At 61.6% G+C, this 23,676-nt stretch carries 20 protein-coding genes; 7 read left to right on the forward strand and 13 right to left on the reverse strand.

All coding sequences use genetic code 11. The features are described from left to right. Positions 1–4: 4 nt before the first annotated feature. Both C9422_RS19770 and C9422_RS19775 read right to left on the reverse strand, forming a co-directional pair. Entirely contained in the window at positions 5–484 is a 480-nt protein-coding gene (locus tag C9422_RS19770) for an NYN domain-containing protein (protein WP_007975807.1), read from the reverse strand. Between the two features lie 123 nt (positions 485–607). Further along, the gene (locus C9422_RS19775; RefSeq protein WP_116581854.1) at positions 608–1,384 is read right to left on the reverse strand and encodes a DUF2076 domain-containing protein; all 777 of its coding nucleotides are present in this window, start codon (positions 1,382–1,384) and stop codon (positions 608–610) included. A 178-nt stretch (positions 1,385–1,562) separates the two neighbouring features. On the opposite strand from C9422_RS19775, the gene C9422_RS19780 reads away from it, so the two are divergent. Further along, the gene (locus tag C9422_RS19780) at positions 1,563–2,237 is read left to right on the forward strand and encodes a YciC family protein (protein WP_007975811.1); all 675 of its coding nucleotides are present in this window, start codon (positions 1,563–1,565) and stop codon (positions 2,235–2,237) included. Between the two features lie 66 nt (positions 2,238–2,303). Then, positions 2,304–3,383: an endonuclease/exonuclease/phosphatase family protein gene (locus tag C9422_RS19785; RefSeq protein WP_116581855.1), complete on the forward strand. Its 1,080-nt coding sequence runs from the start codon at positions 2,304–2,306 to the stop codon at positions 3,381–3,383. Between the two features lie 137 nt (positions 3,384–3,520). Here C9422_RS19785 and C9422_RS19795 read toward each other — a convergent pair whose 3' ends face one another. The 5 genes from C9422_RS19795 to C9422_RS19815 form a co-directional block, all read right to left on the reverse strand. Continuing rightward, the gene (locus tag C9422_RS19795; RefSeq protein ID WP_007975815.1) at positions 3,521–4,354 is read right to left on the reverse strand and encodes an ABC transporter ATP-binding protein; all 834 of its coding nucleotides are present in this window, start codon (positions 4,352–4,354) and stop codon (positions 3,521–3,523) included. After that, a complete protein-coding gene (locus C9422_RS19800) occupies positions 4,342–5,145 on the reverse strand; it encodes an ABC transporter permease (protein ID WP_007975817.1) in 804 nt (267 codons plus the stop codon). Before C9422_RS19800 ends, C9422_RS19795 begins: the two co-directional genes overlap by 13 nt. An 8-nt stretch (positions 5,146–5,153) precedes the next feature. Beyond that, entirely contained in the window at positions 5,154–6,140 is a 987-nt protein-coding gene (locus C9422_RS19805; protein WP_116581856.1) for an ABC transporter substrate-binding protein, read from the reverse strand. 389 nt (positions 6,141–6,529) lie between these two features. After that, positions 6,530–7,900, reverse strand: coding sequence for an aspartate aminotransferase family protein (locus C9422_RS19810; RefSeq protein WP_116581857.1), 1,371 nt, complete (start codon positions 7,898–7,900; stop codon positions 6,530–6,532). Between the two features lie 21 nt (positions 7,901–7,921). Then, positions 7,922–9,412, reverse strand: a complete 1,491-nt coding sequence (locus C9422_RS19815) for an aldehyde dehydrogenase (protein ID WP_116581858.1) — start codon at positions 9,410–9,412, stop codon at positions 7,922–7,924. A 226-nt stretch (positions 9,413–9,638) separates the two neighbouring features. On the opposite strand from C9422_RS19815, the gene C9422_RS19820 reads away from it, so the two are divergent. Then, positions 9,639–10,568, forward strand: a complete 930-nt coding sequence (locus C9422_RS19820; RefSeq protein WP_116581859.1) for a LysR substrate-binding domain-containing protein — start codon at positions 9,639–9,641, stop codon at positions 10,566–10,568. A 96-nt stretch (positions 10,569–10,664) separates the two neighbouring features. On the opposite strand, the gene hrpB is transcribed toward C9422_RS19820, so the two are convergent. Then, positions 10,665–13,181, reverse strand: coding sequence for an ATP-dependent helicase HrpB (hrpB, locus tag C9422_RS19825; RefSeq protein WP_116581860.1), 2,517 nt, complete (start codon positions 13,179–13,181; stop codon positions 10,665–10,667). A gap of 109 nt (positions 13,182–13,290) precedes the next feature. Here hrpB and C9422_RS19830 point away from each other — a divergent pair, with 109 nt between their 5' ends. Both C9422_RS19830 and C9422_RS19835 read left to right on the forward strand, forming a co-directional pair. Then, the gene (locus tag C9422_RS19830) at positions 13,291–13,710 is read left to right on the forward strand and encodes a polyribonucleotide nucleotidyltransferase (protein ID WP_116581861.1); all 420 of its coding nucleotides are present in this window, start codon (positions 13,291–13,293) and stop codon (positions 13,708–13,710) included. Positions 13,711–13,751: 41 nt separating this feature from the next. Next, entirely contained in the window at positions 13,752–14,648 is an 897-nt protein-coding gene (locus C9422_RS19835; RefSeq protein ID WP_116581862.1) for a cation diffusion facilitator family transporter, read from the forward strand. Here the strand turns inward: C9422_RS19835 and C9422_RS19840 are convergent. Beyond that, positions 14,642–15,703, reverse strand: a complete 1,062-nt coding sequence (locus C9422_RS19840) for a DUF6515 family protein (protein ID WP_116581863.1) — start codon at positions 15,701–15,703, stop codon at positions 14,642–14,644. The genes C9422_RS19835 and C9422_RS19840 overlap by 7 nt on opposite strands. A 438-nt stretch (positions 15,704–16,141) precedes the next feature. On the opposite strand from C9422_RS19840, the gene C9422_RS19845 reads away from it, so the two are divergent. Together C9422_RS19845 and C9422_RS19850 are read left to right on the forward strand one after the other, a co-directional pair. Next, entirely contained in the window at positions 16,142–16,621 is a 480-nt protein-coding gene (locus tag C9422_RS19845) for an Lrp/AsnC family transcriptional regulator (protein ID WP_007937367.1), read from the forward strand. Between the two features lie 208 nt (positions 16,622–16,829). Then, positions 16,830–17,039 (forward strand): DUF2788 domain-containing protein, encoded by a 210-nt coding sequence (locus C9422_RS19850; protein ID WP_007975837.1) that lies wholly within the window; start codon positions 16,830–16,832, stop codon positions 17,037–17,039. On the opposite strand, the gene C9422_RS19855 is transcribed toward C9422_RS19850, so the two are convergent. The 4 genes from C9422_RS19855 to C9422_RS19870 form a co-directional block, all read right to left on the reverse strand. Next, positions 17,034–17,672 (reverse strand): pseudouridine synthase, encoded by a 639-nt coding sequence (locus C9422_RS19855; protein WP_116581864.1) that lies wholly within the window; start codon positions 17,670–17,672, stop codon positions 17,034–17,036. The genes C9422_RS19850 and C9422_RS19855 overlap by 6 nt on opposite strands. Positions 17,673–17,743: 71 nt before the next feature. Further along, a complete protein-coding gene (gene amn, locus C9422_RS19860) occupies positions 17,744–19,243 on the reverse strand; it encodes an AMP nucleosidase (RefSeq protein WP_177323533.1) in 1,500 nt (499 codons plus the stop codon). Between the two features lie 117 nt (positions 19,244–19,360). Further along, the gene (locus C9422_RS19865; protein ID WP_095965706.1) at positions 19,361–21,010 is read right to left on the reverse strand and encodes an acyl-CoA dehydrogenase family protein; all 1,650 of its coding nucleotides are present in this window, start codon (positions 21,008–21,010) and stop codon (positions 19,361–19,363) included. 74 nt (positions 21,011–21,084) lie between these two features. Next, positions 21,085–23,469 carry a hybrid sensor histidine kinase/response regulator gene (locus C9422_RS19870; protein WP_116581865.1) on the reverse strand — a complete coding sequence of 795 codons (2,385 nt, stop codon included), beginning with the start codon at positions 23,467–23,469 and terminating at the stop codon, positions 21,085–21,087. Between the last annotated feature and the right edge of the window lie 207 nt (positions 23,470–23,676).

Below are 23,676 nucleotides of genomic sequence, written 5' to 3' on the forward strand. Positions count from 1 at the left end.
AAAATCAATTCTTGAGCAACAACGCGCCTTCGATCGGCACGTAGCGGCTGGCGGCGCGGATCAGCGAGTTGGCTGTCAGGCCCGGCACGCCGTAGGCCACGGCTTGCACGCCATGCTTGCTGATGATGCGTTCGAGCAGCATGTCGAAATCGCCATCGCCAGAGGCCAGCACGATCTCGTCGACATGGTCGGCGGCATCCATGATGTCGAGGGTGATGCCCACGTCCCAGTCACCCTTGGCCGAACCATCGCTGCGCTGGATGAACGGCTTGAGTTTCACGGTGAAACCGAGGTTACGCAGGATCTGCTGGAACTGCTGCTGTTTGCTGTCGCCACGGTCGATGGCGTAGGCATAGGCTTCGACAATCTCGCCCTGCTGGCTGATATCAGCCCACAGCGCGGCATAGTTGAAGTGGCAACCATAAGCCTGACGCACGGTGTAGTAGAGGTTCTGGACATCGGCGAACACTGCGATTTTTTTCACCGGCTTTCCTCAAGGCTGAATCAGGCACCAGGCCCGAAAGGTCGCCCAGTATGCCAGCCCAGAGGATGGTTCCGCGAATAATCGGCTATGTGGCGAGGGAGCTTGCCCCCTCGCCACTGGGTGTCAGACGAAGGAATCGTCGTCGCCGCCGAACAACGAGTCATCGCTGTAGTCAGCGTCGCTGAAGCCGCCCTGATCATTGCTCCAGGAATCATTGCCGGCCATGCGCTGGTCATCGCCCCAGCCATTGTTGCCCTGGTCATTGACCTGGGCCGGCTCTTCCTTGATGACTTCGACGACTTCCGGTTGCTGATTGTGATGGAACAGGCTGCTGATGCCTTGGGCCAGCATCACGCCACCCGCCACGCCAGCGGCAGTTTTCAGCGCACCACCGAGGAAACTGCTGCCGGCCGCTGCCGGTGCTTGCTGCTGCGGGGCATAGCCCTGTTGTGAAAAATTCTGTGGCGGGGCACCGAAGTTCTGCTGTGGCGCTTGCGAACCGAACGACGAGCGCCCCGGTTCACGCCAGCCACCGCTCGATGGCGCCGAGCTCTGGGTCGGTGCCGGTTGTGGATCACGGGAAGCGCCGCCAAAGATACTCGACAAAAAGCCACCGCCGCTCGACGCTGGAGCCGGGGTCGCCAGGGCCTTGGCCTGTTGCAGTTCGGCCTGCAATTGCTGGACTTGCCGGGTCAGTTGCTGGTTCTGCTCATCGAGGCTCTTGATCGCTGCCTCTTGCACCAGAATCGCCTGGGTCATGAAATATCCTGCCGCAGGCTGGCGCGTCAGGTGTTCCTTGATCCGCGCCTCGGCCTGGGCGTCGCGCGGGGCTGAGTCCGTTTCGGCCTGCTGCAGCCGGGAAAACAGTCCATCGATCAGGGTTTGTTCTTCGCTGTTCATGGCGACCTCGTAGATTGCCGGGAAAATCGTTGCCTTTATCCAACGAGGATAAGGTGCCCGACCTTAATGGAGGCTGAAACAAACTGTTTCAATGACCTTTACTGAACGTTTACGTTTGCGTCTCCCGGCACTTGATCGGTTAAAGTGGACCACTGCTTTCAATCTGCGATACCAACCGATGAATCCGTTAGATGTGCTGCGTGACTCCCTGTATTTCTTCAAGCGCAATCTGGGCCAGATCGTGCAGCTGTGCCTGCCGCTGGTCATTTTTGAGGCGCTGCTGCAACAAGTGGTCGACCACTCCACGGAGCCGGACAGTTTCCCCGGCATCAGCGTGATTGTCGGCTTGCTGGTGTACCCGCTGTACACCGCCGCGCTGATTCTGTTTCTCGACGCCCGCAGCCGGGGCGAATCGCCGCGCAACCGCGACCTGCTGGCGATGGCCGCGAGCCTGTGGCCACGCTTCGCCCTGCTGACGGCGCTCAATACCGTACTGATTCTGCTGGGCCTGTCGCTGTATTTCCTGCCGGGCATCTATCTGATGGTGACCCTGGCGTTTGGCGAATATCTGCTGGTGTTGCGCGGCATGGCGCCGCTGGCGGCCATGAAGGAAAGCCTGCGCATGACCCAAGGTCACTTCCTGCGCATCCTGCTGTGCATTCTGTGTGTGATGGGCCCGCTGTGGCTGCTCAAGGGGGCGACACTGGCGGTGTACCCTGAACCGCAGAACCCGGTGATCTCGTTGCTGATCGACAGCGCCCACAGTTTCCTGCAGCTGTTTACCAGCGTGGTGCTGTTCCGTTTGTTCATGCTGATCAACCCGTTGCCTGAGAGCAATGACAACTCGCTCTGACCTTGGGTGCGCCCATCGCTCTCGGGTATGCTCGGGAACAATTTTGCAACGCCAATAAGCCGAGCCATGACCCGTCTACTGCGCCACACCCTGCTGGGCCTGCTGATCGTGATCGGCCTGATCGCCGTGACGACCTACAGCCTGACCTGGCGCCCCGACGCCAAAGAGGAGTTGCCCGTCAGTTGCAGTCCCCAGGCACCCACCCTGGTTCCCGGGCAGGCACTGAAAGTGATGACCTGGAACGTCCAGTTCCTGGCCGGCAAGCGTTACGTGTTCTGGAATGACCTGGCCGCCGGTACCGACGAACGCCCCACAGCGGAAGACATGGCCTTCAGCCTCGACGAAGTGGCGCGGGTGATTCGCGACGAGCAACCGGACATCGTGCTGTTGCAGGAACTGGACGACGGCGCCAAGGCGAGCGATTACCAGCACCAGTTCAAACTGCTGCAGGAACGGCTCGCCGATTTGTACCCCTGCAACGTCAGCGCTTTCGACTGGAAGGCCGATTTCATCCCGGACCCGCATATCTTCGGCAGCGTCGGCCGGCAACTGGCAACCCTGAGCCGTTACCGGATCGAACATGCCCAGCGCCTGCAACTGCCCGTTGTCTCGGGCAATCTGCTCAGCCGCCAGTTCAAACCCAGAAACGCCTTGCTGGTGAGTTACTTGCCGTTGAGTGACGGTGGGCAGATGGCGGTGCTCAATACCCATCTGGAGCGTGCGACCCAAGCCGACAACACCTTGCAAAACCAGGTGAACGCCGTGGCCAGGACCCTCGATAAGCTCGAAGGCCGTGGCACGCCGTGGTTGATCGGTGGGGATTTCAACCTGTTGCCCCTGGGTCAGTATCGACGCCTGTCCGATGCGCAACGCGCACCCTACTCCGCCGACAGCCCGTTGCACCTGCTGTGGGACAAGTACCCGATGATCCCGACCAACAACGAAGCCAGCGGGATCGACCGCGACCGCTGGCTGACCCACTATCCGAACGACCCTGGGCTGAACGGCCCGGACCGGACCGTCGACTACCTGTTCTACAGTCCGCGGATCAAACGGGTGGAGGCCATGGTGCGGCAGGACGATACGTTGCGTATCTCCGATCACTTGCCGGTGATTGCGCGGTTCCTGTTGCCCGCTACGCCCTGACCCCGAATCAACACAAGACCTGTGGGAGCGAGCTTGCTCGCGATGACGTCGTGTCAGTCGACATCATTGTTGAATGACAAATCGCTATCGCGAGCAAGCTCGCTCCCACAGGGATGGTGCATCGGCTCGAATCAGGCTTAATGCACCTCCTCCAGATCATCATGCAGCAGCCCGAAGATCTCGCGCTTCATCTCGATGAAGGAGCGCTCCATGACCATGTCCAGGTTGCGCGGACGTTCGATCGGCACATCGAGGATCTGCTTGATCCGCCCCGGCCTGGCCCCCATGACGTAGACCCGGTCGCCGAGCAGAATCGCCTCGTCGATGTCGTGGGTCACGAACAACACGGTCTTCTTGCTGTTGCCCCACACCCGCAGCAACAACTGCTGCATTTGCAGACGCGTCTGGCTGTCGAGGGCGCCGAAGGGTTCGTCCATCAGCAGGATCTGCGGGTCGTTGGCCAAGGCGCGGGCAATGGCGACGCGCTGCATCATCCCGCCGGACAACTGCTTGGCGTAGTTGTCGGCAAAGCCGCTCAGGCCCACTTCATTGACGTAGTAGTCGACAATATCCTTGCGCTGCGCCGCCGGCATGCCGCGCCGCTTGAGGCCGAACTCGACGTTCTGCCGCACGGTCAGCCATGGGAACAGCGTGTAGCTCTGGAACACCATGCCGCGATCCGCGCCAGGGCCTTCCACCTGCTGGCCGCCGACGTAGATCTCCCCCGACGTCGGTTCCGCCAGGCCGGCGGTGAGGTACAGCAGGCTCGATTTGCCGCAACCCGACGGCCCCACCAGTACGGCAAATTGCTGGTCCGGCACCTCGAACGACACTTCTTCCAACGCGGTAAAGGTCCCGCCATCCGGCTTCTTGTAACGCAGGCTGACCTTGTCCACCTGCAGCCGAGGCGCGTTCACCGGGGCAGCCTGAGGGGCGACAAAACGATGAGTGGCGGCGGTTACTGAGCCCATGCGGTAATCCTCAGACGTAGGAAACGGAACAGTTGATCGGTGACCAGGCCCAGCAGGCCGATGATCGCGATAGCGAGGAAAATCACATCCACCTGGAAGCCGCGCATGGCCTTGAGGCTCAGGTAGCCCAGGCCACTGGAGGCGGCGACCAGTTCGGCCACCACCAGGTAAGTCCAGGCCCAGCCCATGGTCACCCGCAGGGTGTCGAGCACGCCTGGCAGCGAAGCCGGGGCGATCACATGCAGCACCGCGTCACGACGGTTCGAGCCGAGGGTGTAGGAGGCGTTGATCAGGTCCTTGGAGATGCCTTTGGACACGTCCGCGATCATCACCAATTGCTGGAAGAACACACCGAAAATGATCACCGAGACCCGCTGCTCCAGACCGATGCCGATCCACAGGATGAACAGCGGTACGAACGAAGTCACCGGCAGGTAGCGAATGAAATTGACCATCGGCTCCAGGAACGCCTGGACGATGCGGAAGCTGCCCATCAACAGCCCCAGCGGCACCGCCACCAGGGACGACACGATGAAGCCGACCATCACCACTTCGACGCTGGCCCACACGTGCTGGCCGAGAGTGCCGTCGCGCCCCAGGCGCACGGCGGCCTCGACCACCGCGCCCGGCGTCGGCAGGAACATGCCCGGCACCACACCGCCGTAGGACAACCCGGCCCACAGGCCGACCAACAGCACCCAGGCCAGGCCGCTCGCGCTCCAGATCACCGAGACCGGCAAACCGGTCTTGGGCGTGATGCAGCGGCTCAGCCACGAATTGCGCTTGAACATGCAGCCTCCTAGAGCGGGGTGACGAAACGGTTGTCGATCAGGTCGTCATTGCTGACGTTGTAGGGCTTGCCTTGCAGCTCGCTGGCGGTCTCGTTGGCCAGTTTGATCAGCGGTGCACTGTCACCCGGATTGCCCGGCGAACCCAGCAGCTTTTCGCTCATGGCCTGATCGTAGAAACGCACGCCCTGGGCGGCCGCTTCGAGCTCCTTCGGATCGGCCAGATACCCGCCGACACCCTTGGCCATGATCTTGTAGGCTTCCTGCGGATGATCCTTGGTGTACTGCACGGCTTTGTACAAACCGGCCACCAGCGCCTTGACGTCCTCCGGCTGTTTCTCGATGACGGTGCAGTTCAGCGCCACCACGTCGACGATCACCCCCGGTGTACTGCTGCTGTCGATCAGCACCTTGCCCTGCTGCTTGTCGCGCACCATCGACAGGTGCGGCTCCCAGGTCACGGCGGCGGGTACGCGACCGGCGATGAACGCGGTGGCGGCATCGTCGGCCGTCATGTTCTGCACGGTGATGTCGCTCATTTTCATGCCGTTCTTTTTCAGCAGATACGACAACCAGAACTGCGAGGTCGACCCTTCGTTGACCGCCACGGCCTTGCCTTTGAGCTCCTGCAGGCTCTTGACGTCCTTGCCTACCAGCACGCCGTCGCCACCATGGCTGTCGTCCAGCGCGGCCACGGCCTTGAAGCAGAATTGCGGACGGTACTTGAGCACCTCGTCGATGGTCGACGCCGAGCCGGACAACTCGCCGGACGCTTGTGCGGCCATGTACATCGCCGCTTCTTCGACCACCGGCAATTCGACGGTCAAACCGTTTTCCTTGAAGTAGCCCAGGTCCTGGGCCAGGTACAGGGTGCCGTAGCCGACCCAGGTGGTATGGCCGATGGACAGGGTGCCGGCCTGGGCGCTGGTGGCGACCGTCGCGGCGATGGCGGTGACCGCCAGTGGATGGACAACGCGCGTAAGCAAGGACTTGATCATGGAGCACTCCCAAAGCTGTTGATTTAGTTTTGTCATGGGCAGTACGGCGAGCCCTGAATCGGCTGCAACCTGTGGTCTCTGAGGGACCCTTCGGCGGGCAGCATTCGGCGGGCTGGCGAGATCGATGTTGGCTCAAGGGCGGGATTAGGAAAATGAGGAAATATGTGGATGCGAACGATGAAAAAACTCGTTAGCGCGCACCGCCAAAAGGCGGCAATGGCGAGGATGCACAAGCTCAGTGCAAGACATGAAAAATGTGTTGAATCGGCCATAGCATTCGCGGGCAAGCCCGCTCCCACAGGTTATGTGTCGTGCCCAAAACGTGCGGCCGACACAAATCCTGTGGGAGCGGGCTTGCCCGCGAAGAGGCCCGCTAGAGCACTACAAAGTCAGAGCCGGCCGTATTCCTGCGCCGTTCGATCCACCGCTTTCAAAGTCTTGGCGATCAGTTCGTCAATCTCCTCACGACTGGCAATCAACGCTGGCGCCATGATCATCCGCCCCAGTGTGGAGCGAATGATCACCCCCTCTTCAAAACCAATCGTACGGCAGCGCCACGCAATGTCGTTCTCGTTGGCAAAACGCTTGCGGCTGTTTTTGTCTTCGGCCAGCTGCAGCGCCGCGACCATGCCGGTACCCTGGATATCGCCCACCAACGGGTGCTTGCCGAACACTTCGCGCAAACACTGTTGCAGGTACGGGCCGATGTCGTCCTTGACCCGCGTCACGACGCCTTCATCGCGCAGGGCCTTGAGGTTGGCAATCGCCACCGCCGCCGCCACCGGGTGCCCGGAATAGGTCAGGCCGTGGGCAAACACACCGCCCTGCTCCACCAGCACCGAGGCTATTTTCTTCGACAGGATCAAGCCGCCCATGGGGATGTAACCCGAGGTCAGGCCCTTGGCGATGGACAGGGTGTCCGGCTCGAAACCGAAGTACTCGTGGGCGAACCATTCGCCGGTACGACCGAAGCCGCCGATCACTTCATCGGCACACAGCAGCACATCGTACTTGCGGCAGATGCGCTGGATTTCCGGCCAGTAACTTTCCGGCGGAAAGATCATCCCGCCGGCACCCTGGAAGGGTTCGGCGATGAAGCCTGCGACCTTGTCCGCACCCAGTTCGAGAATCTTCGCTTCCAGTTGCCGGGCCGCACGCAGACCGAATTCGGCTGGCGTCAGGTTGCCTTCGTGAGCGAAGAAGTACGGTTCGTCGATGTGCTCGATGTCCGGAATCATGCCGCCCATTTCGTGCATGAACTTCATGCCGCCCAGCGCCGTCGCAGCCAGGGTCGAACCGTGGTAGCCATTCCAGCGGCCGATCATGATCTTCTTCTCGGGTTTGCCGAGCACCTGCCAGTAACGCCGCACCGTGCGGATCAATACCTCGTTGGCCTCGGAGCCGGAGTTGGTGTAGATCGCGTGGCTGTAGTGACCCGGCAGCAGGCTGAACAGCAGCTCGGACAGCTCGATCACCTGCGGGTGGGTGGTGTGGAAAAACATGTTGTAGTACGGCAGCTGCTCCAGTTGCTGGCTCGCCGCGGCCGCCAGGTCCTTGCGCCCGTAACCGAGGTTGGTGCACCACAGCCCGGACATGCCGTCGAGGTAACGGCGGCCATCGTTGTCCCACAGGTGCAGGCGCTCGCCACGGACCATCACCCGTGGTCCCTCGTCATTGAGGGCTTTCTGATCGACGAACGCATGGATGTGGTGCGCAGCGTCAGCGGCCTGGTAGTCGCGGGTTTCACGTGGTGTGGTCATCGCCTGTTCTCCGTTTTGTTATCAGCGCAATTGAAACCAGGTGGTCTTCAACTGGGTGTATTTATCGAATGAATGCAGGGACAGGTCGCGGCCGAAACCGGACTGCTTGCCGCCGCCAAAAGGTACGGTCACGTCCAGTGCATCGACGCTGTTGACCGACACCGTGCCCGCTCGCAATTGTCGCGCCACGCGGTGGGCGCGGTTGAGGTCGTCGGTCCACAGCGAAGCCGCCAGGCCGTAGACGCTGTCGTTGGCCAGTTGCAACGCATGGGCCTCGTCGTCGAACGCGATGACGGCCAGAACCGGGCCGAATACTTCGTCACGAAACAGCGGCATGTCCGGCGTCACTCCGGTAAAGATCGTCGGCTGGATGAAGTTGTCGGAGCCATTGAAGATCGACTGCCGACCACCACAAACCTTGGTCGCACCTTGCTGCTCGGCCTGTTGGATGAACTTCATGATGTGCGCGGTCTGACGGCTGTCGACAATGGCACCGGCGGCGCTCGACGGGTCCAGCGGATCGCCCGGCAACCAGCGTTCAGCCTGGGCCTTGAGGCGTTCGACGAACGCGTCATGAATCGAGCGCTGTACCAGCAATCGCGAGTTGGCCGAGCAGACTTCACCCTGATTGAAAAAGATGCCGAACGCGGCTTTTTCGGCAGCCAGATCCAGGTCCTGACAATCGGCGAACACCAGGTTCGCGCTCTTGCCGCCGCACTCCAGCCACACCTGTTTCAGGTTCGACTGGGCTGAGTACTGCATGAAATATTTGCCGACCTCAGTGGAGCCGGTGAACACCAGGCAATCGACGTCCGGGTGCAGGCCGAGGGCCTTGCCGGTTTGCTCGCCCAGGCCCGGCAGTACGTTCAACACACCCGCAGGCACACCAGCCTCAAGCGCCAGCTCCGCCAGACGCAAGGCCGAAAACGGCGACTGCTCGGCCGGCTTGAGAATCACCGAGTTACCCGCGGCCAGGGCCGGGGCGAGTTTCCATGCGGCCATGTCCAACGGAAAATTCCACGGCACCACGGCAGCGACCACGCCGAGGGCTTCGCGGGTGATGGTCGCCAGCACGTTCTGCGCACTCGGTGCGACCTGATCGTAGAGTTTGTCGAGGCTCTCGGCGTACCAGCGGAACACCCCGGCGGCACCCGGCACATCAATGTTGTAGGCATCCGTGACGGGCTTGCCCATGTTCAGCGAATCGAGCAGCGCCAGTTCTTCACGGTTTTCGATGATCAGGTCGGCCAGACGCAGCAGCACTTGTTTACGTTCGGTCGGCGAACGTGCCGACCAGGTGCCGGCTTCAAACACTTGCCGCGCATTGCGTACCGCCGCGTTCACATCGTCCTCGCCACAGGCCGCGACATTGGCCAGGCATTGCCCGGTGGCGGGGTTGATCGCGGCGAAAGTCTGCCCCGATTGCGCCGCTCGGCGCTGGCCATCGATCACGGCCTGATCGGGAAACCGCAGGGAAGCGGCTTTGCGTTGCCAATACTCAAGCTCGAACACGTTCGGATGCTCCAGAGGACATTCTTGTGTATTGGATAGTCGCTCAGGCCCGAGCGGTGGAAAACCAGTAAAAATGTGTTCGCAGGCCAAGAAAAAACTACGTAGCCAATCTCCCTTCTGGCGCAGCATGTGGTTATTGTTCAACCACAACAAATCGCTACCCGAGCGGATAGGGGTGGCGCGCAAATTGCCTGGATGCCTGATTCGTTCTCCCCCGAGGTTTGCTGTGGCTGCCTACAATCTGCGTCAACTGAAATACTTCATCACCACCGTCGAGTGCGGCAGCGTCGCCGAGGCCTCGCGCAAGCTGTACATCGCCCAGCCGTCGATCTCCACGGCCATCAAAGGGCTGGAAGACAGCTTCGGTGTGCAACTGCTGATTCGCCATCACGCCCAGGGGGTGTCATTGACGCCCAGCGGTGCACGCTTCTACCGCAAGGCCCAGGAACTGCTGCGCATGGCCAAGGAGTTCGAACAGAACGCCCTGGCCGACAACGATGTGGTGTCCGGGCAGATCGATATCGGCTGCTTCGAAACCGTCGCACCGCTGTACCTGCCGCAATTGATCGCCGGGTTCTCGGCGTTGTACCCGGGGGTGGAAATCCGCATCCGCGACGGCGAGCAGCAAGAACTGGTACAGGGCCTGACCTCCGGCGCCTTCGATCTGGCAATCCTCTATGAGCATGATCTCGACGGCACCATCGCAACCGAACCCTTGATGCCGGCGCAACGGCCTTACGCGCTGCTGCCGGCCGATCACCGTTTTGCCCAGCAGGCACAAGTCTCACTGCGGGACCTGTGCCTGGAGCCGATGATTCTTTTGGACGTGCAGCCGAGCCGGACCTATTTCGTCAGCCTGTTCGAAGAGCTGGACCTGACCCCACGCATTGCCTTCAGCTCGCCATCGATCGAGATGGTGCGCGGCATGGTCGGACAAGGCTTTGGTTTCTCGATCCTGGTGACCAAACCACATTCGGAGTGCACCTACGACGGGCAGAAAGTGGTGTGCGTGGACATCGCCGAAGACGTCACCGGCTCCGGGCTGGTGGCGGCCTGGCTCAAGCGCGGGCAACTGACCAAACCGGCGCAACTGTTCGCCGACTATTGCCGCGAACAACTCACTGCGAAATCCGAACAATCACACCGCCCTCTGTAGGAGCTGCCGCAGGCTGCGATTTTTTGCTCTTGAAAAAATCAAAATCAAGATCAAGAGATCGCAGCCTGCGGCAGCTCCTACGTAATCGCGATGCGATTACCGCCTCGGTTTGATCCGCGCAGTCGCTTCGGCCACCAGCGGATCATCCGGCCAGTAATGCTTCGGATAACGCCCCTTCAAATCCTTCTTCACTTCGGCGTAGGTGCTGCGCCAGAAGTTCGCCAGGTCCTGCGTCACCTGCACCGGCCGCCGCGCCGGGGACAGCAGGTGCAGCTTGACCACTTGCCGCCCTCCGGCGATGCGCGGGGTTTCGGCCAGGCCGAACAACTCCTGCAGTCGCACCGCCAGAATCGGCGGCTGTTCGCTGTAGTCCAGGCGAATCGACGAGCCCGACGGCACGCTCAAATGATGCGGCGCCAACTCGTCCAGCCGCTGCGGCAGCGGCCACGGCAGCAGGTTGTGGACGATGCTCGACAGGTCCAGATTGGCGAAGTGACTGAGACGCGACACTTTGCCCAGATACGGCATCAGCCAGTGTTCCAGGCCTTTGAGCAACGCCGCATCGCTGACATCCGGCCATTCGCTCTCGCCTTTGCCGGCGAGGTCCAGTTGCCGCAACAACGCCACTCGTGCCTGCCACTGACGCAGCTCCGGCGTCCATGGCAACAGCTCCAGGCCTTTGCGCCGTACCAGATTCACCAGCGCCTGGCTGCGGGCGCTTTCGTCGAGGCCGGTGAGCGGTTCACGGCTGAGGATCAATTCGCCAACCTTGCGCTGACGCTCGGCCCGCAGCACGCCTTCGCGCTCATCCCAATCCAGTTGATCGACGCAACGCACCTGTTCGGCCAGCACTGAGTCGAACAGCGCCGGATCGAAATCCGTCGCCAGATAAATCCGCTCTTCGCGTTGCCCCTGACGACTGCCCAGATCCGCGATCACCAGCCACGGCTGCTTCATCAGGCTATCGGCCTCGGCGAACAGCGCGGCACGTCCGTTAGCCAAGCGATACTCCGCGCCACCGGCGCGCCGTTGCTGGGCGACGCGGTCGGGATAGGCCAGCGCCAGCAACGCACCGAGCCAGCGCGGATGATCAGGATCGCTGACCGGCTCCGAGGCTTTGCCGCGCAAGTAACCACGGTATTGCCGCGCCAGTTGCCGTGCGCGTTGCACGCCACCCTGTGCGCCACGTGCGGCGCGTTCTTCGCCAGACAGCAATACCAGTCGGCTGTGCAAGTCCGCCCCGGCGCCGCGCAGGATATCGCGTTCACCGAGCAGTGCGGCGACGTCGCAAGCCATTTCCGCCAGCCCCAGCGCCTGGCCGCGCAACAGCAAATGCGCGATACGCGGATGGACCGGCAGTTCGGCCATGGCCTGGCCGTGACGGGTCAGTGCTTCACCGTCCAGTGCACCCAGGCGTTCGAGCAAATCCTGAGCCTGTGCATAAGCGGCGGCCGGTGGCACGTCAAGCCACACCAGTTGCCCGGGCGTAACTCCCCAGCGCGCCAATTGCAGGGCCAGCCCGGCAAGGTCCGCCGAGAGGATTTCCGCGCTGCCATAAGCCGCCAGTTGCTCGTGCTGGTCCTGGGACCACAGGCGATAACAAACACCGGGTTCCAGACGCCCGGCCCGGCCCGCACGCTGGGTCGCACTGGCCTTGGAAATGCGCTGGGTGTCGAGACGGGTCATGCCGCTGCCCGGGTCGAAACGCGGCACCCGCGCCAGCCCGGCATCGATCACCACGCGCACGCCGTCGATGGTCAAACTGGTTTCGGCGATGTTGGTGGCCAGCACCACTTTGCGCTTGCCCGGCGGCGCCGGATCGATCGCCGCCCGTTGTGCTGTCAGGTCCAGTTCACCGTGCAACGGACACAACAGAACCTGTGGGTTGTCACCCAAGGCATCGGCCAATTGCTGATGCACGCGGCGGATTTCCGCTTGCCCCGGCAGAAACACCAGCACGCTGCCGGTCTCGTCGTTCAAGGCTTCAAGGATGGTCTGCACCAGGCGCGGCTCGATGAATTCACCGGCCTGGAACGGCCGACCCCAGCGCATCGTCACCGGGTACATGCGCCCTTCGCTGCGCAGGATCGGTGCGTCGTCGAGTAACCCAGCCAAACGTTCGCCTTCAAGCGTGGCGGACATCAAGAGGATTTTCAGCGGCTGGTCGTCACGGAACAGTTCGCGACCATTGAGGCTCAGGGCCAAGGCCAGGTCAGCATCGAGGCTACGCTCGTGGAATTCGTCGAAGATCAGCAGGCCAACACCTTCGAGCGCCGGGTCATCCTGCAGGCGCCGGGTGAGGATGCCTTCGGTGACCACTTCGATTCGGGTATTGGGGCCGACCTTGCTGTCGAGGCGAATGCGATAGCCCACGGTTTCACCGACCTTTTCCCCCAGCTCACTGGCCAGCCGCTCCGCCGCTGCGCGTGCGGCCAAGCGGCGGGGTTCGAGCATAAGGATGGTCTGCCCGGCGAGCCACGGCTCGTTGAGCAGGGCCAAAGGTACGCGGGTGGTTTTACCGGCGCCGGGCGGTGCTTCGAGCACGGCTTCGTGGCGTGCAGCGAGGGCTTCACGCAGGGCGGGTAAAACTTCATCGATTGGCAAAGAAATCATGCTGGCTCCCAAACAGAGGGCCGAGTATAACGGCGAACTGCAAGGCGTTCGTCAGGGTCTTAATTCATACCGACGACGTTTCGTTTCGAGATTACCCAGGAGATTTCATATGCGTGCTCCCTTTCGCCTGATTGGCGGCGTTCTGGTCGCAACCTTGCTGACTCAAGTGACCGCCTGCGGGTCGATTTTCTACCCCGACCGCCGTGGCCAGATCGAAGGCAAGATCGACCCGGCCATCGCCGCGCTCGATGCCGTGGGCCTGCTGTTCTACATCATCCCCGGCCTGATCGCGTTTGCCGTGGACTTCGCCACCGGCGCGATTTATTTCGAACCGGGCAAGACCGCCCAGGTCGATCCGCAAAAACTCAAGGACGCCATCGGCCCCGACGGCCAGGTCGATAACCGCAAGTTGCAGACTATTCTGGAAAACGAGCTGGGCCGCAGCTTCCCGCTGGACGATCCACGCCTGATCCAGAGCAAAGGCAGCGCCCAGCAACTGGCGATGTTCGGCCTGCAACCGGCCGCGTAATCCCTACACGCGAAAGGACTCTTCAAGGAACGATGGCCACTATGACCTCCAGCTCCGAACACGCCCGCCTGCTGCGGCTGGCGACCCGTGCCTCGGTGGCGGTGGCGTGCACATTGATTGTCGCCAAAGCCATCGCCTGGTGGCTGAGCGGCTCGGTGAGCATGCTCGCCGGGCTCACCGACTCGACACTCGACGGTGTCACGTCATTGCTCAACCTGCTGGCGGTGCATTACGCCCTGCGCCCAGCCGACAATGATCATCGCTACGGGCACGGCAAGGCCGAATCATTGGCGGGCATGGCCCAGGCGTTGTTCATCGGCGGCAGTGCGGTACTGATTGCGTTGCAGGCCTATGATCGGCTCAAACACCCCGAACCGGTCGGCGCGCCGTGGATCAGTATCGGCGTGATTGTGTTGTCCCTCGTACTGACCCTGGCGTTGTTGATGTTTCAACATCGGGTGGTCAAGGCCACCGGCTCCAACGCGGTGCGCGCCGACTCCCTGCACTACCGCTCGGACCTGCTGCTCAACGGCAGCATTCTGATCGCGCTGGTGTTGGCCGGGTTTGGCCTGCATCAGGTCGACCCCTGGTTCGGTCTGGGAATCGCCGCCTACATTCTGTGGAGCGCAGTGCAGATCGCCCGGGAGAGCTTTGCGGTATTGATGGATGAAGAACTGCCGCCGGAGGTCAGCCAGCACATGCTGGAATTGGCGTGCAGCGTGCCCGGCGTTCTGGGTGCCCATGACCTGCGCACGCGAATCTCCGGCAACCAGTGGTTTGTACAGTTGCATCTGGAGCTGCCGGGGGAACTGACGCTGTCAGTCGCCCACGGCATCAGCGATCAGGCGGCCGCCGCCATTCACACCGCCTACCCGCGAGCTGAAGTGCTGGTGCACGCAGACCCGCAGGAAGTGGTGAAAACCGCTCGGGCTCAGTAGTTCACCTGATAACCACGACTGCTCAGGCAACTGCCCTGGGCCTGTCGGTAGGCTTGCACCACCGACGGGGCTGGCTGGTAGGTGGCAGTGCGTGGATCGAAACCACTCTGCTGCACCGCGTATTGATAACACTCGTAACCATCGCGACTGACCTGCTCCGGCGACTGGCCGTTGGCCGGGTACGCTTCCACGTCATATCCATTGCTGGCGGCCGGTGGCGGCGACTGCGGCTGGCCAACCGGCGGCTCGACCACGACATAATCCCGGGTGCTCTCCTCATAGGCGTAATACGAACCGGCCGCGAGGAACAGCAGGGCCCCACCGATCCACACCTGCTCGGCATAATCTGGAAGGTAGCTGACGCGAATCCCGCGTGGTGGCTCTACCACCTCATAACGCGGACCCAGCGGGCGATACCAGTAGCCACCGGAATAGTAGTAATCCATGCCACGGTAAGGCACGCGGAAGTTACGTTCGGGGAAGCGGTCGATCACCTGGCCAGGGCGATACCTGGGACCTGGCCCCCAGCCGTTACCGTGTCCGCTCGGGCGTCCGTCCCAGTGATTGTCATTGGTCGGCGCACCGATATAGCCCTTCCAGCGCTGATTGTAATCGTTGCGATGCGGTTGATCCTGATAGTCACCGCGCCGCGGCGGCTGGGTCTGGCGCACGGTGTCGGGGCGCGGCTGAATCGGCATGTCAGTGGCCGGTGCCTGCGGTGGTGGCGGCGGTGAGCGAACCGGGCTGTTGAAATCAGGCGCTGGAGGGGGCTGCCTCTGGCTATTGTTCTGATGTTGATTCTGGCCGTTGTGCTCGTACTGGCGGCTGTCGTTGTTCTGCGCACGCGGCGGGTTCTGTGGCGGGCCGTTCTGCGGGCGTGGCTGGTTGTTGCCACCATGGCCCTGACCACCCCCCTGGTGACCACCCTGATGCCCATCCTGACCGTGCTGCCCGCCATCATGGCCACGGTTTTGCTGCTCATCGGCCAGCGATTGCGCAGTGACACTGACACACAGCAAACCAACACCGGCCAAACGCCAGATGCGCGATTTCATGCTTATCCTCATTGCGGGTTAGGGCCTGTACGTAAGACTGGGAAAGCAGTGGCCGGTTCTGCGACAGGTTATTAGTCACGCAACTTATTTATTGAGGCCAGGAGGGTCAAATTCCACGCAAGAAAAAGGGGAGACCCGTCGGCCTCCCCTTGGAGAACTTCGTCCTGGCTCAACGCTTGTGGCGCCGGCTCACCTCACGCCGTCTTCTGGACAGTGTGTAGCTCGGGGGCCGGCACATCCCCGGTGGGGGTGGCGACCGCGGCGGGCCTGATTGGGCGAGCCGCACTGGACTGTTTGTCCGAGCAGTGATTCTGGTGATAAGAATAGGCCGTGAGCGCCGACAGAGGATTGCGAAGATTGCTCAATTAAACATCACTTGCGCAATTTTTAACCCCGGATACATAATCTGCCGCAATAGTTACGACAAAGGACTGATTGATGAGCAAGCTCGATCGTTACGACCTGAGTATTTTGGCGGAATTGCAGCGCGACGCCCGCATCTCCAACCAGGAGTTGGCCGAGCGCATCGGTCTGTCGCCTTCGCCGTGTTCGCGGCGGGTCAAGCAACTGGAAGACGACGGCTACATTTCCCGTCAGGTCGCCCTGCTCGACCGCAAAATGCTCGGCCTGAGCCTGACGGCCTACGTGCTGATCGGTATGGACCGTCATACGCCGGAACGTTTCGAGAACTTCGAAGCGGCCATTCGCACCTTGCCCCAAGTGCTCGAATGCAGCCTGGTGACCGGGATGGATGCCGACTATCAACTCAAGGTCGTGGTGCCGGACATGGATCACTACCAGAAACTGCTGCTCGGGCATCTGACCCGGATTGAAGGCGTGACCAGCGTGCGTTCGAGTTTTGTGTTGAACCAGGTGCTCAACAGCACCGAACTGCCGTTGACTCATCTGCGCAGTTAAAACGCCCCACTCTGTAGGAGCTGCCGAAGGCTGCGATCTTTTGATCTTGATTTTTTAAGATCAAAAGATCGCAGCCTTCGGCAGCTCCTACAAGGGCGGGTCGGGCGACGAATGACTGCGACACACCGACGCAGGTCAATACTGCACGCAGCCAGCGAGGCGTATAATCTTCGCGCCCTTTTAGCCTCGCCCGCGCTGGAGATGTTCGATGGATCCTGCAGTCTTTGAAGAGTGGATGATGACCGGTCTGGTCACGATCCTGATCATTTTCATGGGTTTCATCGTCTGGGATCTGGCGAAGAAGTCCAAGGCCGGGCGCTTTGGCTCGTTCATCCTGTTCTTCGTCCTGGGCCTGGGCGTGGCCGCGTTCATCATCAAGAGCGTGGTGATCGGCCTGATCGAATCCGGCGCCTTATAAGCGCGCCGGTACTTCTTTCCACTGGCCCTGATCGAGCCCTTCGATCGTCCAGTCACCGATTCTGACCCGCACCAGGCGCAAGGTTGGCAAACCGACCGCAGCGGTCATGCGCCGCACCTGCCGGTTGCGCCCTTCGCGAATCACCAACTCCAGCCAACTGGTCGGCACGCTTTTGCGAAAGCGCACCGGCGGATTGCGCGGCCATAGCTCGGGCTCGTCCAGCTGCCGCGCCTCGGCGGGCAAGGTCATGCCGTCATTCAATTCGACGCCGTCACGCAGGCGCTGCAATTGCTCGGCGCTCGGCTCGCCTTCGACCTGTACCCAATAGGTCTTGGCCAGTTTGTGCTTCGGGTCCGCGATTCGCGCCTGAAGCTGGCCGTCGTTGGTCAGCAGCAACAAGCCTTCGCTGTCGCGATCCAGCCGTCCGGCCGGATAGATCCCCGGTACATCGATGTAGTCCTTGAGCGTCGCGCGCCCTTCGCCGTCACTGAATTGCGTCAGCACATCGAAAGGTTTGTTGAACAGGATCAGCTTCGGCTCGGCCGGCGGAGCCTTGGCGACACGGCGCGGGGCTGCAGGCAAGGGTTTCGTGCCAGGGCGGCGGGAAACGGGACGTTGAGGAGGACGAGACATGAGAAAGGAAACATCTAACGGTCAGGGCTGCCAATGCTAGTGCCCCAACCGTCAAATGACCATGACAACCGTTAGCGGAACGGCGGCTCGTCGAAGCTGCGCAGTTTGCGCGAGTGCAGTGAGTTGAGCTCGGTGCGCAACAGATCCACCGCTTCGATACCGATCTTCAAGTGCTGGCTGACCGCGCGCTCATAGAAGGCGTTGGCCGAGCCCGGCAACTTGATTTCGCTGTGCAGCGGTTTGTCCGAGACGCAAAGCAACGTGCCGTACGGCACCCGCAAACGATAACCCTGGGCGGCGATGGTGCCACTTTCCATGTCCACCGCCACGGCGCGGGACAGGTTGATCAGCGGCCTTTCCTGCGCCCAGCGCAGCTCCCAGTTGCGGTCGTCGTAGGTCAGCACGGTGCCGGTGCGCAGGCGTTTTTTCAGTTCGTCGCCCTTCTCACCGGTGATGTTGGCCGCCGCTTGCTGAAGCGCGAGTTGCACTTCGGCCAGGGCCGGAATCGGAATGTTCGGCGGCACGACCCGGTCGAGAATGCCGTCGCGGCGCATGTAGGCGTGGGCCAGCACGTAGTCGCCAATCGTCTGCGACTGACGCAGGCCGCCGCAGTGGCCGATCATCAGCCAGCAATGCGGGCGCAGAACGGCGAGGTGGTCGGTGATGTTCTTGGCGTTGGAAGGGCCGACACCGATGTTGATCAGGGTCACGCCATGGCCGTCACTGGCGATCAGGTGATAGGCCGGCATCTGGTAACGGTGCCAGACCACGCCAGCGGCAATCGCCGACGCTTCGCCGTGATCCATGCTCTTTTCGATGATCACGTTACCCGGCAGCACCATGCGCACGAAGCGCGGGTCCTGGCGCAATTGTTCCAGGCCGTGGACGATGAACTGGTCGACATAGCGGTGGTAGTTGGTCAGCAGAATCCACGGCTGCACATGGCGCCAGTCGCTGCCGGTGTAATGCACCAGTCGGCGCAGGGAGAAATCCACCCGTGCGGCATCGAACAGCGCCAGGGGCAGCGGATCGGTGTTTTCCCAGTCGTACAAACCGTCGGCAATGCCGTCGGTCGCGGCCGACAGGTCGGTACTCGGGAACACCCGCGCCAGCACGGCGGCGGTGACGCCGGAGCCTCCCAGTTCATCGCCCTGCTCGACCACATACGGATACGGGATGTTCTGCTGGCTGACACCGACTTCCACCGTCACGGTGAAGTCGTGCATCAACGGAACCAGTTGTTCCAGCAGGTACTTACGGAAAGCCGACGGATGGGTGACGGTGACGCTGTAGGTGCCCGGCAGCTGGACCTTGGCATAGGCACGGGTGGTCTGCGGGACTTCGCCCTGGCAGTGGTAGGTCAGACGCAGCTCGGGATAACGGAACAACGCCCGCTGCTCGGCATCAGGCTCGACGCGGTCCTTGAGGTAACGCTTGAGCGCCTGACTCAGCGCGGTGGTAGCACGATTGTGCAAGAGTGCGAGCCGATCCACGGCTTGCTCGGCGGTTTGAACGACAATAAAAGCTTCGGTCACGATCAGCATCCTGTGTTCTGACTTGCAGACCTTCATCTTGCCTGCATCGTCGCTTCACGGGAACAGCCAAAAAAGATCGCAGCCTGCGGCAGCTCCTACAAGGACTCGTCGTGCACTTGTAGGAGCTGCCGAAGGCTGCGATCTTCCAACCAATCAGAACCCTTGCGGGGTCGATCGGGCGACAATCGCTTCCACGTCCAGGCCGCGTGGCAACGCGCCGTACACTCGGCCACCACCGTCCAGGCGACTGGCGATGAAGGCATCACTGACCACCGAATTCCCGGCTTCCAGCAGCAACTTGGCCTGCAATCCCAAGGCAATGTCTTCGGTCAGTTGCCGGGCGCGGTACTGAATGTCGCTGGTGTCCTTGAAAGCGGCCTGCAATTGCTGGATGTGCGCGGCAAGGCGCTTGTCGCCATGGCCATCGCCCAACTCGCTGAACAGTGCATCGAGCACGCCCGGTTCTTTTGACAGGGCACGCAGCACGTCCAGGCACTGCACGTTGCCGGAACCTTCCCAGGTCGAATTCACCGGCGCCTCGCGGTAAAGCCGCGGCAGAATGCTGTCTTCGACATAACCCGCACCGCCCATGCATTCGGCCGCTTCGTTGATCATGGCCGGCGCCCGCTTGCAGATCCAGTACTTGCCCACCGCCGTTACCAACCGGGCGAACCTGGCTTCCTGCGAATCGTCCAGATGATCCAGCGCCCGGCCCATGCGCAGGCTCAAGGCCAGGGCGGCCTCGCTTTCCAGCGCCAGGTCCGCCAGCACGTTCTGCATCAACGGTTGCTCGCTGAGCAATTTGCCGCCGACCGAACGATGAGCACAATGATGGCTGGCCTGGGTCAACGCCTGACGCATCAGCGAACTGGAACCGACCATGCAATCGAAGCGGGTCATGGCGACCATCTCGATGATCGTCGGAACGCCACGCCCCTCTTCACCGATCATCCACGCCAGTGCGCCGCGAAACTCCACTTCGCTCGAAGCGTTGGAGCAATTGCCGAGCTTGTTCTTCAGGCGCTGGATGTAGAACTGATTGCGTGTGTCGTCCGGGCGATGGCGCGGCAGCAGGAAACAGGTCAGGCCCTTGTCGGTCTGCGCCAGTGTCAGGAAGGCGTCGCACATCGGCGCCGAGCAAAACCATTTGTGCCCCACCAACTCATAGGCCTGGCCCGGACCGCTGGCTCCAACCGGATACGCCTTGGTGGTATTGGCCCGCACATCGGTGCCACCCTGTTTCTCGGTCATGGCCATGCCGATGGTGACCCCGGCCTTGTGGGCCATGCCGACGTTGCGCGGGTCGTATTCGGTAGCGAGGATTTTCGGCAACCACTTTTGCGCCAGGTCCGGCTGCAGACGCATGGCCGGAACGCTGGCGAAGGTCATGGTCAACGGGCAGCCACTGCCGGCTTCGGCCTGGCTGTGCAGATACGACATGCTGGCGCGGGCCACATGAGCGCCGTCCTGCGGGTGCGCCCAGGGCAACGAGGTCAGGCCGTGCTCGACTGCCGTGCGCATCAGTTGGTGATAGGCCGGATGAAATTCCACCAGATCGATGCGATGACCAAAGCGGTCATGACTGTTGAACACCGGCTTGTTCTGATTGGCGAGGAACCCGGCTTCCATCAGCGGGCCACCGGCCAGTGCGCCGTAAGCGTCGATCCGCGATTCGGCCCAACCGGCCCCGAACCGCCGCGACCATTCCTGTAACGGCAAGTCGATGCGGTAGAGGTTGGCGCCGTCCAGTGACGGTGGCTGGTTGGTGACTTCGTGGGTTTCGGCAAACTGATGCAGGTTCATGACTGGGCTCCTTTGGTCGGCCAAGGGACTTCAGTTAAGCACCGCCCCTCAGTCGAACAAAGTGTCATATCCGCCTAACTGTCGGCGCTTTCGCCCTGTTGCGAGCAGAGCACCCGACGGTAGAGCGCGGCCTGCAAGTCTTCGAATTTTACCGGTTTGCTCAAGTAATCGATCAATGCGCCGGTCGGGCAGCGTTGACGGTCCCCCCCCAGGGCGATCATGAACAACGGCAGCTCGGCATAGCCCGGCAACGCGCGGATCTGGCAGCACAGCGACTCACCGTCCTGACGCGGCAACTGACAATCGACCAGCACCGCGTCAAACACTTCGCGTTGCAGGAGATCGAGCGCGACATCGGCTCCGTCGGCCGTACGCACGCGAAAACCCAGCTTGAGCAACATGCCGCGCATCACCAACTGGCTGATGCTGTTGTCATCCACCAACAGCACCGCACAATCCTGCGGCAGGCGCAGACGCGGAAAATCCCGGGGCATCAAGGGTGCCAGGGGGCGTTCGGCCACCGACAGCCCGACTTCCACATCCAGCTGAAACCGGCTGCCGCGTCCTGGCTCGGATCGATGCGTCAGGCGCCCACCGAGCAATTCGACCAACTGCCGGCAAATCGCCAGGCCAACACCCAGGCCACCGTATTCACGGGTCATCGAGCCGTCGAGCTGGAAGAACCGTTGATACATCGTGGCCTCTCCCAGATCGGTGAAGCCAATGCCCGTATCGATCACCGCGAAGGTCAACGCCAGCCGGTCGGGTTCAACGGCCTTGCCGGTCACCCGCAAGGCCAGGCCGCCGACCCGGGTGAACTTGATGGCGTTGTCCAGCAGACACTCCAGGCATTGCGCGATCTTGGTGTTGTCGCCGTGCAAGCGATCCGGCACGCCGGATGCGACGTCGACCTTGAAGTCCAGCGACTTGCTCGAAGCGTTGCCCTCGAACTGCGTGCGCAGTGCCTCGACCATGCGGCGCAAGCTGAAAGTGTCGGCCGAGGTCTGGAGTTTGCCGGCCTGCAGTTCGGTGAGGGTCAGGATACCGTTGACCATGCGCATCATGTCCCGCGCCGACCCCGAAGCCGTCTGCTGATACTGCTCAAGCTCCGGGTCCATTTCGACCGTCTGCATCAATTCCAGCGAACCGATCACACCGTTCATGGGCGTGCGCAGTTCGTGGGTCAGGGTGGCCAGAAATTCGTCCTTGAGCTTGTTACTGCGCGCCAGTTGCTGGTTGAGGATTTCAAGCTTCTGGCCGGCGTCGAATAGTGTCTGCGCCTGCTGCTCGCGCATGTCGTTAATGCGGTCGGCCAGTGCCAGGGACAACAACGCCACTTCGATGGCCGAGCCGATCTGACTGGAATACATGGTCAGGAACACGTTTGGCAGGTATCCCAGCACCATCAACGTATTGACGATACCGCCGAGCAAAAACGCCGACCAGGCAATGATGAAATACCGCGCGACGCGCAGCCCCCGCAGCCAGGCAAAGATCCCGGCGGCAAAAATCACCACCGTGAACGTCAGCGCCAGGGCCGTGGCCAGACGCAACGCCAGGGCGTAGCTGGTCATCAAAGACAGGCCGACCACCAGCGCACCGAAGGCAACCAACGCCAGCAACAAGCGGTCGAGCCAACGACTGTGGGTAGCCATTTGCAGGAAACTGCGGGCGAACTGACTGCCGAACAACCCCGCGCAGCCGATGAAAAACGGCGTCGCGGCGTTGGCCCACCAAGGGTTGTCCGGCCAGAAATACTGCACTGCCGCGCCGTTGACCGACAGCTGGTACAAGCCGAACGAGGCGATATAGAAGATGTAGTAGAGGTAGCTGGTATCGCGCACGCTGAGGTAGATGAACAGGTTGTAGACCAGCATCCCCAGCAACACGCCATAGATCAGCCCCAGTACGTAGAGGCGCACGGGCTGCTCTTCGAGGTAGGCGGTGCTCGACCACAAGGTAACCGGTGCCTGGATCGAGCCTTCGCTTTGCAAGCGCAGGAACAGGGTTTCGGCCTGGTCGGCTTTGAACGTCAGGTCGAACAGATAGTTGTTCTGACGAATCTCGCGGCTGGCGAAGGGCAAGGCATCGCCGGTCTGCCTGACCAACTGATAGTTGCCGGCCGCATCGGGCAAATAGAGATCGAGATGATCGAGGGGTGGATAGGCCAGTTCCAGCAACCAGGTCCGTTGCGCCGCCGGGTCGGTCGGTCGGTAATGCAGGTCGATTTTCAGCCAGAACACCGAGCGCGAGTAACCAGCGTTGAGTGTGTCTTTGTTGTGCGCCTTGAAGTTGCCGGCCGCCGCTTGCGCGCGGATATCCGCGATGGTCGCCTGACCACCCGCGTCCTCATAGACCTGCAGGGTTCGGCCCAAGGGGAGGCTTTGAGTAAACTCATCGAACTCGACGGCGCCTGCCAGGAGGGGCAAACACAACAGCAACATCAGCAAATAGCGCATTGAAGCCCCAGCGTGGCCTGTCCGGTTCTGTCAGGAAGCCCCCCATTCCTTTTGAGCAGACGTAAAACCGGTATCACCTGTTATTGGTTTGGATCCACTCTAGCATAGCCGTTGATGGCCATTAAACACCATTGAAATCTTTCATGAAAAGGCTCTAGGACGGGCGTTCCGGCGAAGGTTTTTTTGAGATAGAGCTGTTTGTTTTGG

This window comes from Pseudomonas sp. B1(2018) (genome assembly GCF_003097365.1).
Taxonomy (GTDB): Bacteria; Pseudomonadota; Gammaproteobacteria; order Pseudomonadales; family Pseudomonadaceae; genus Aquipseudomonas; species Aquipseudomonas laurylsulfatiphila.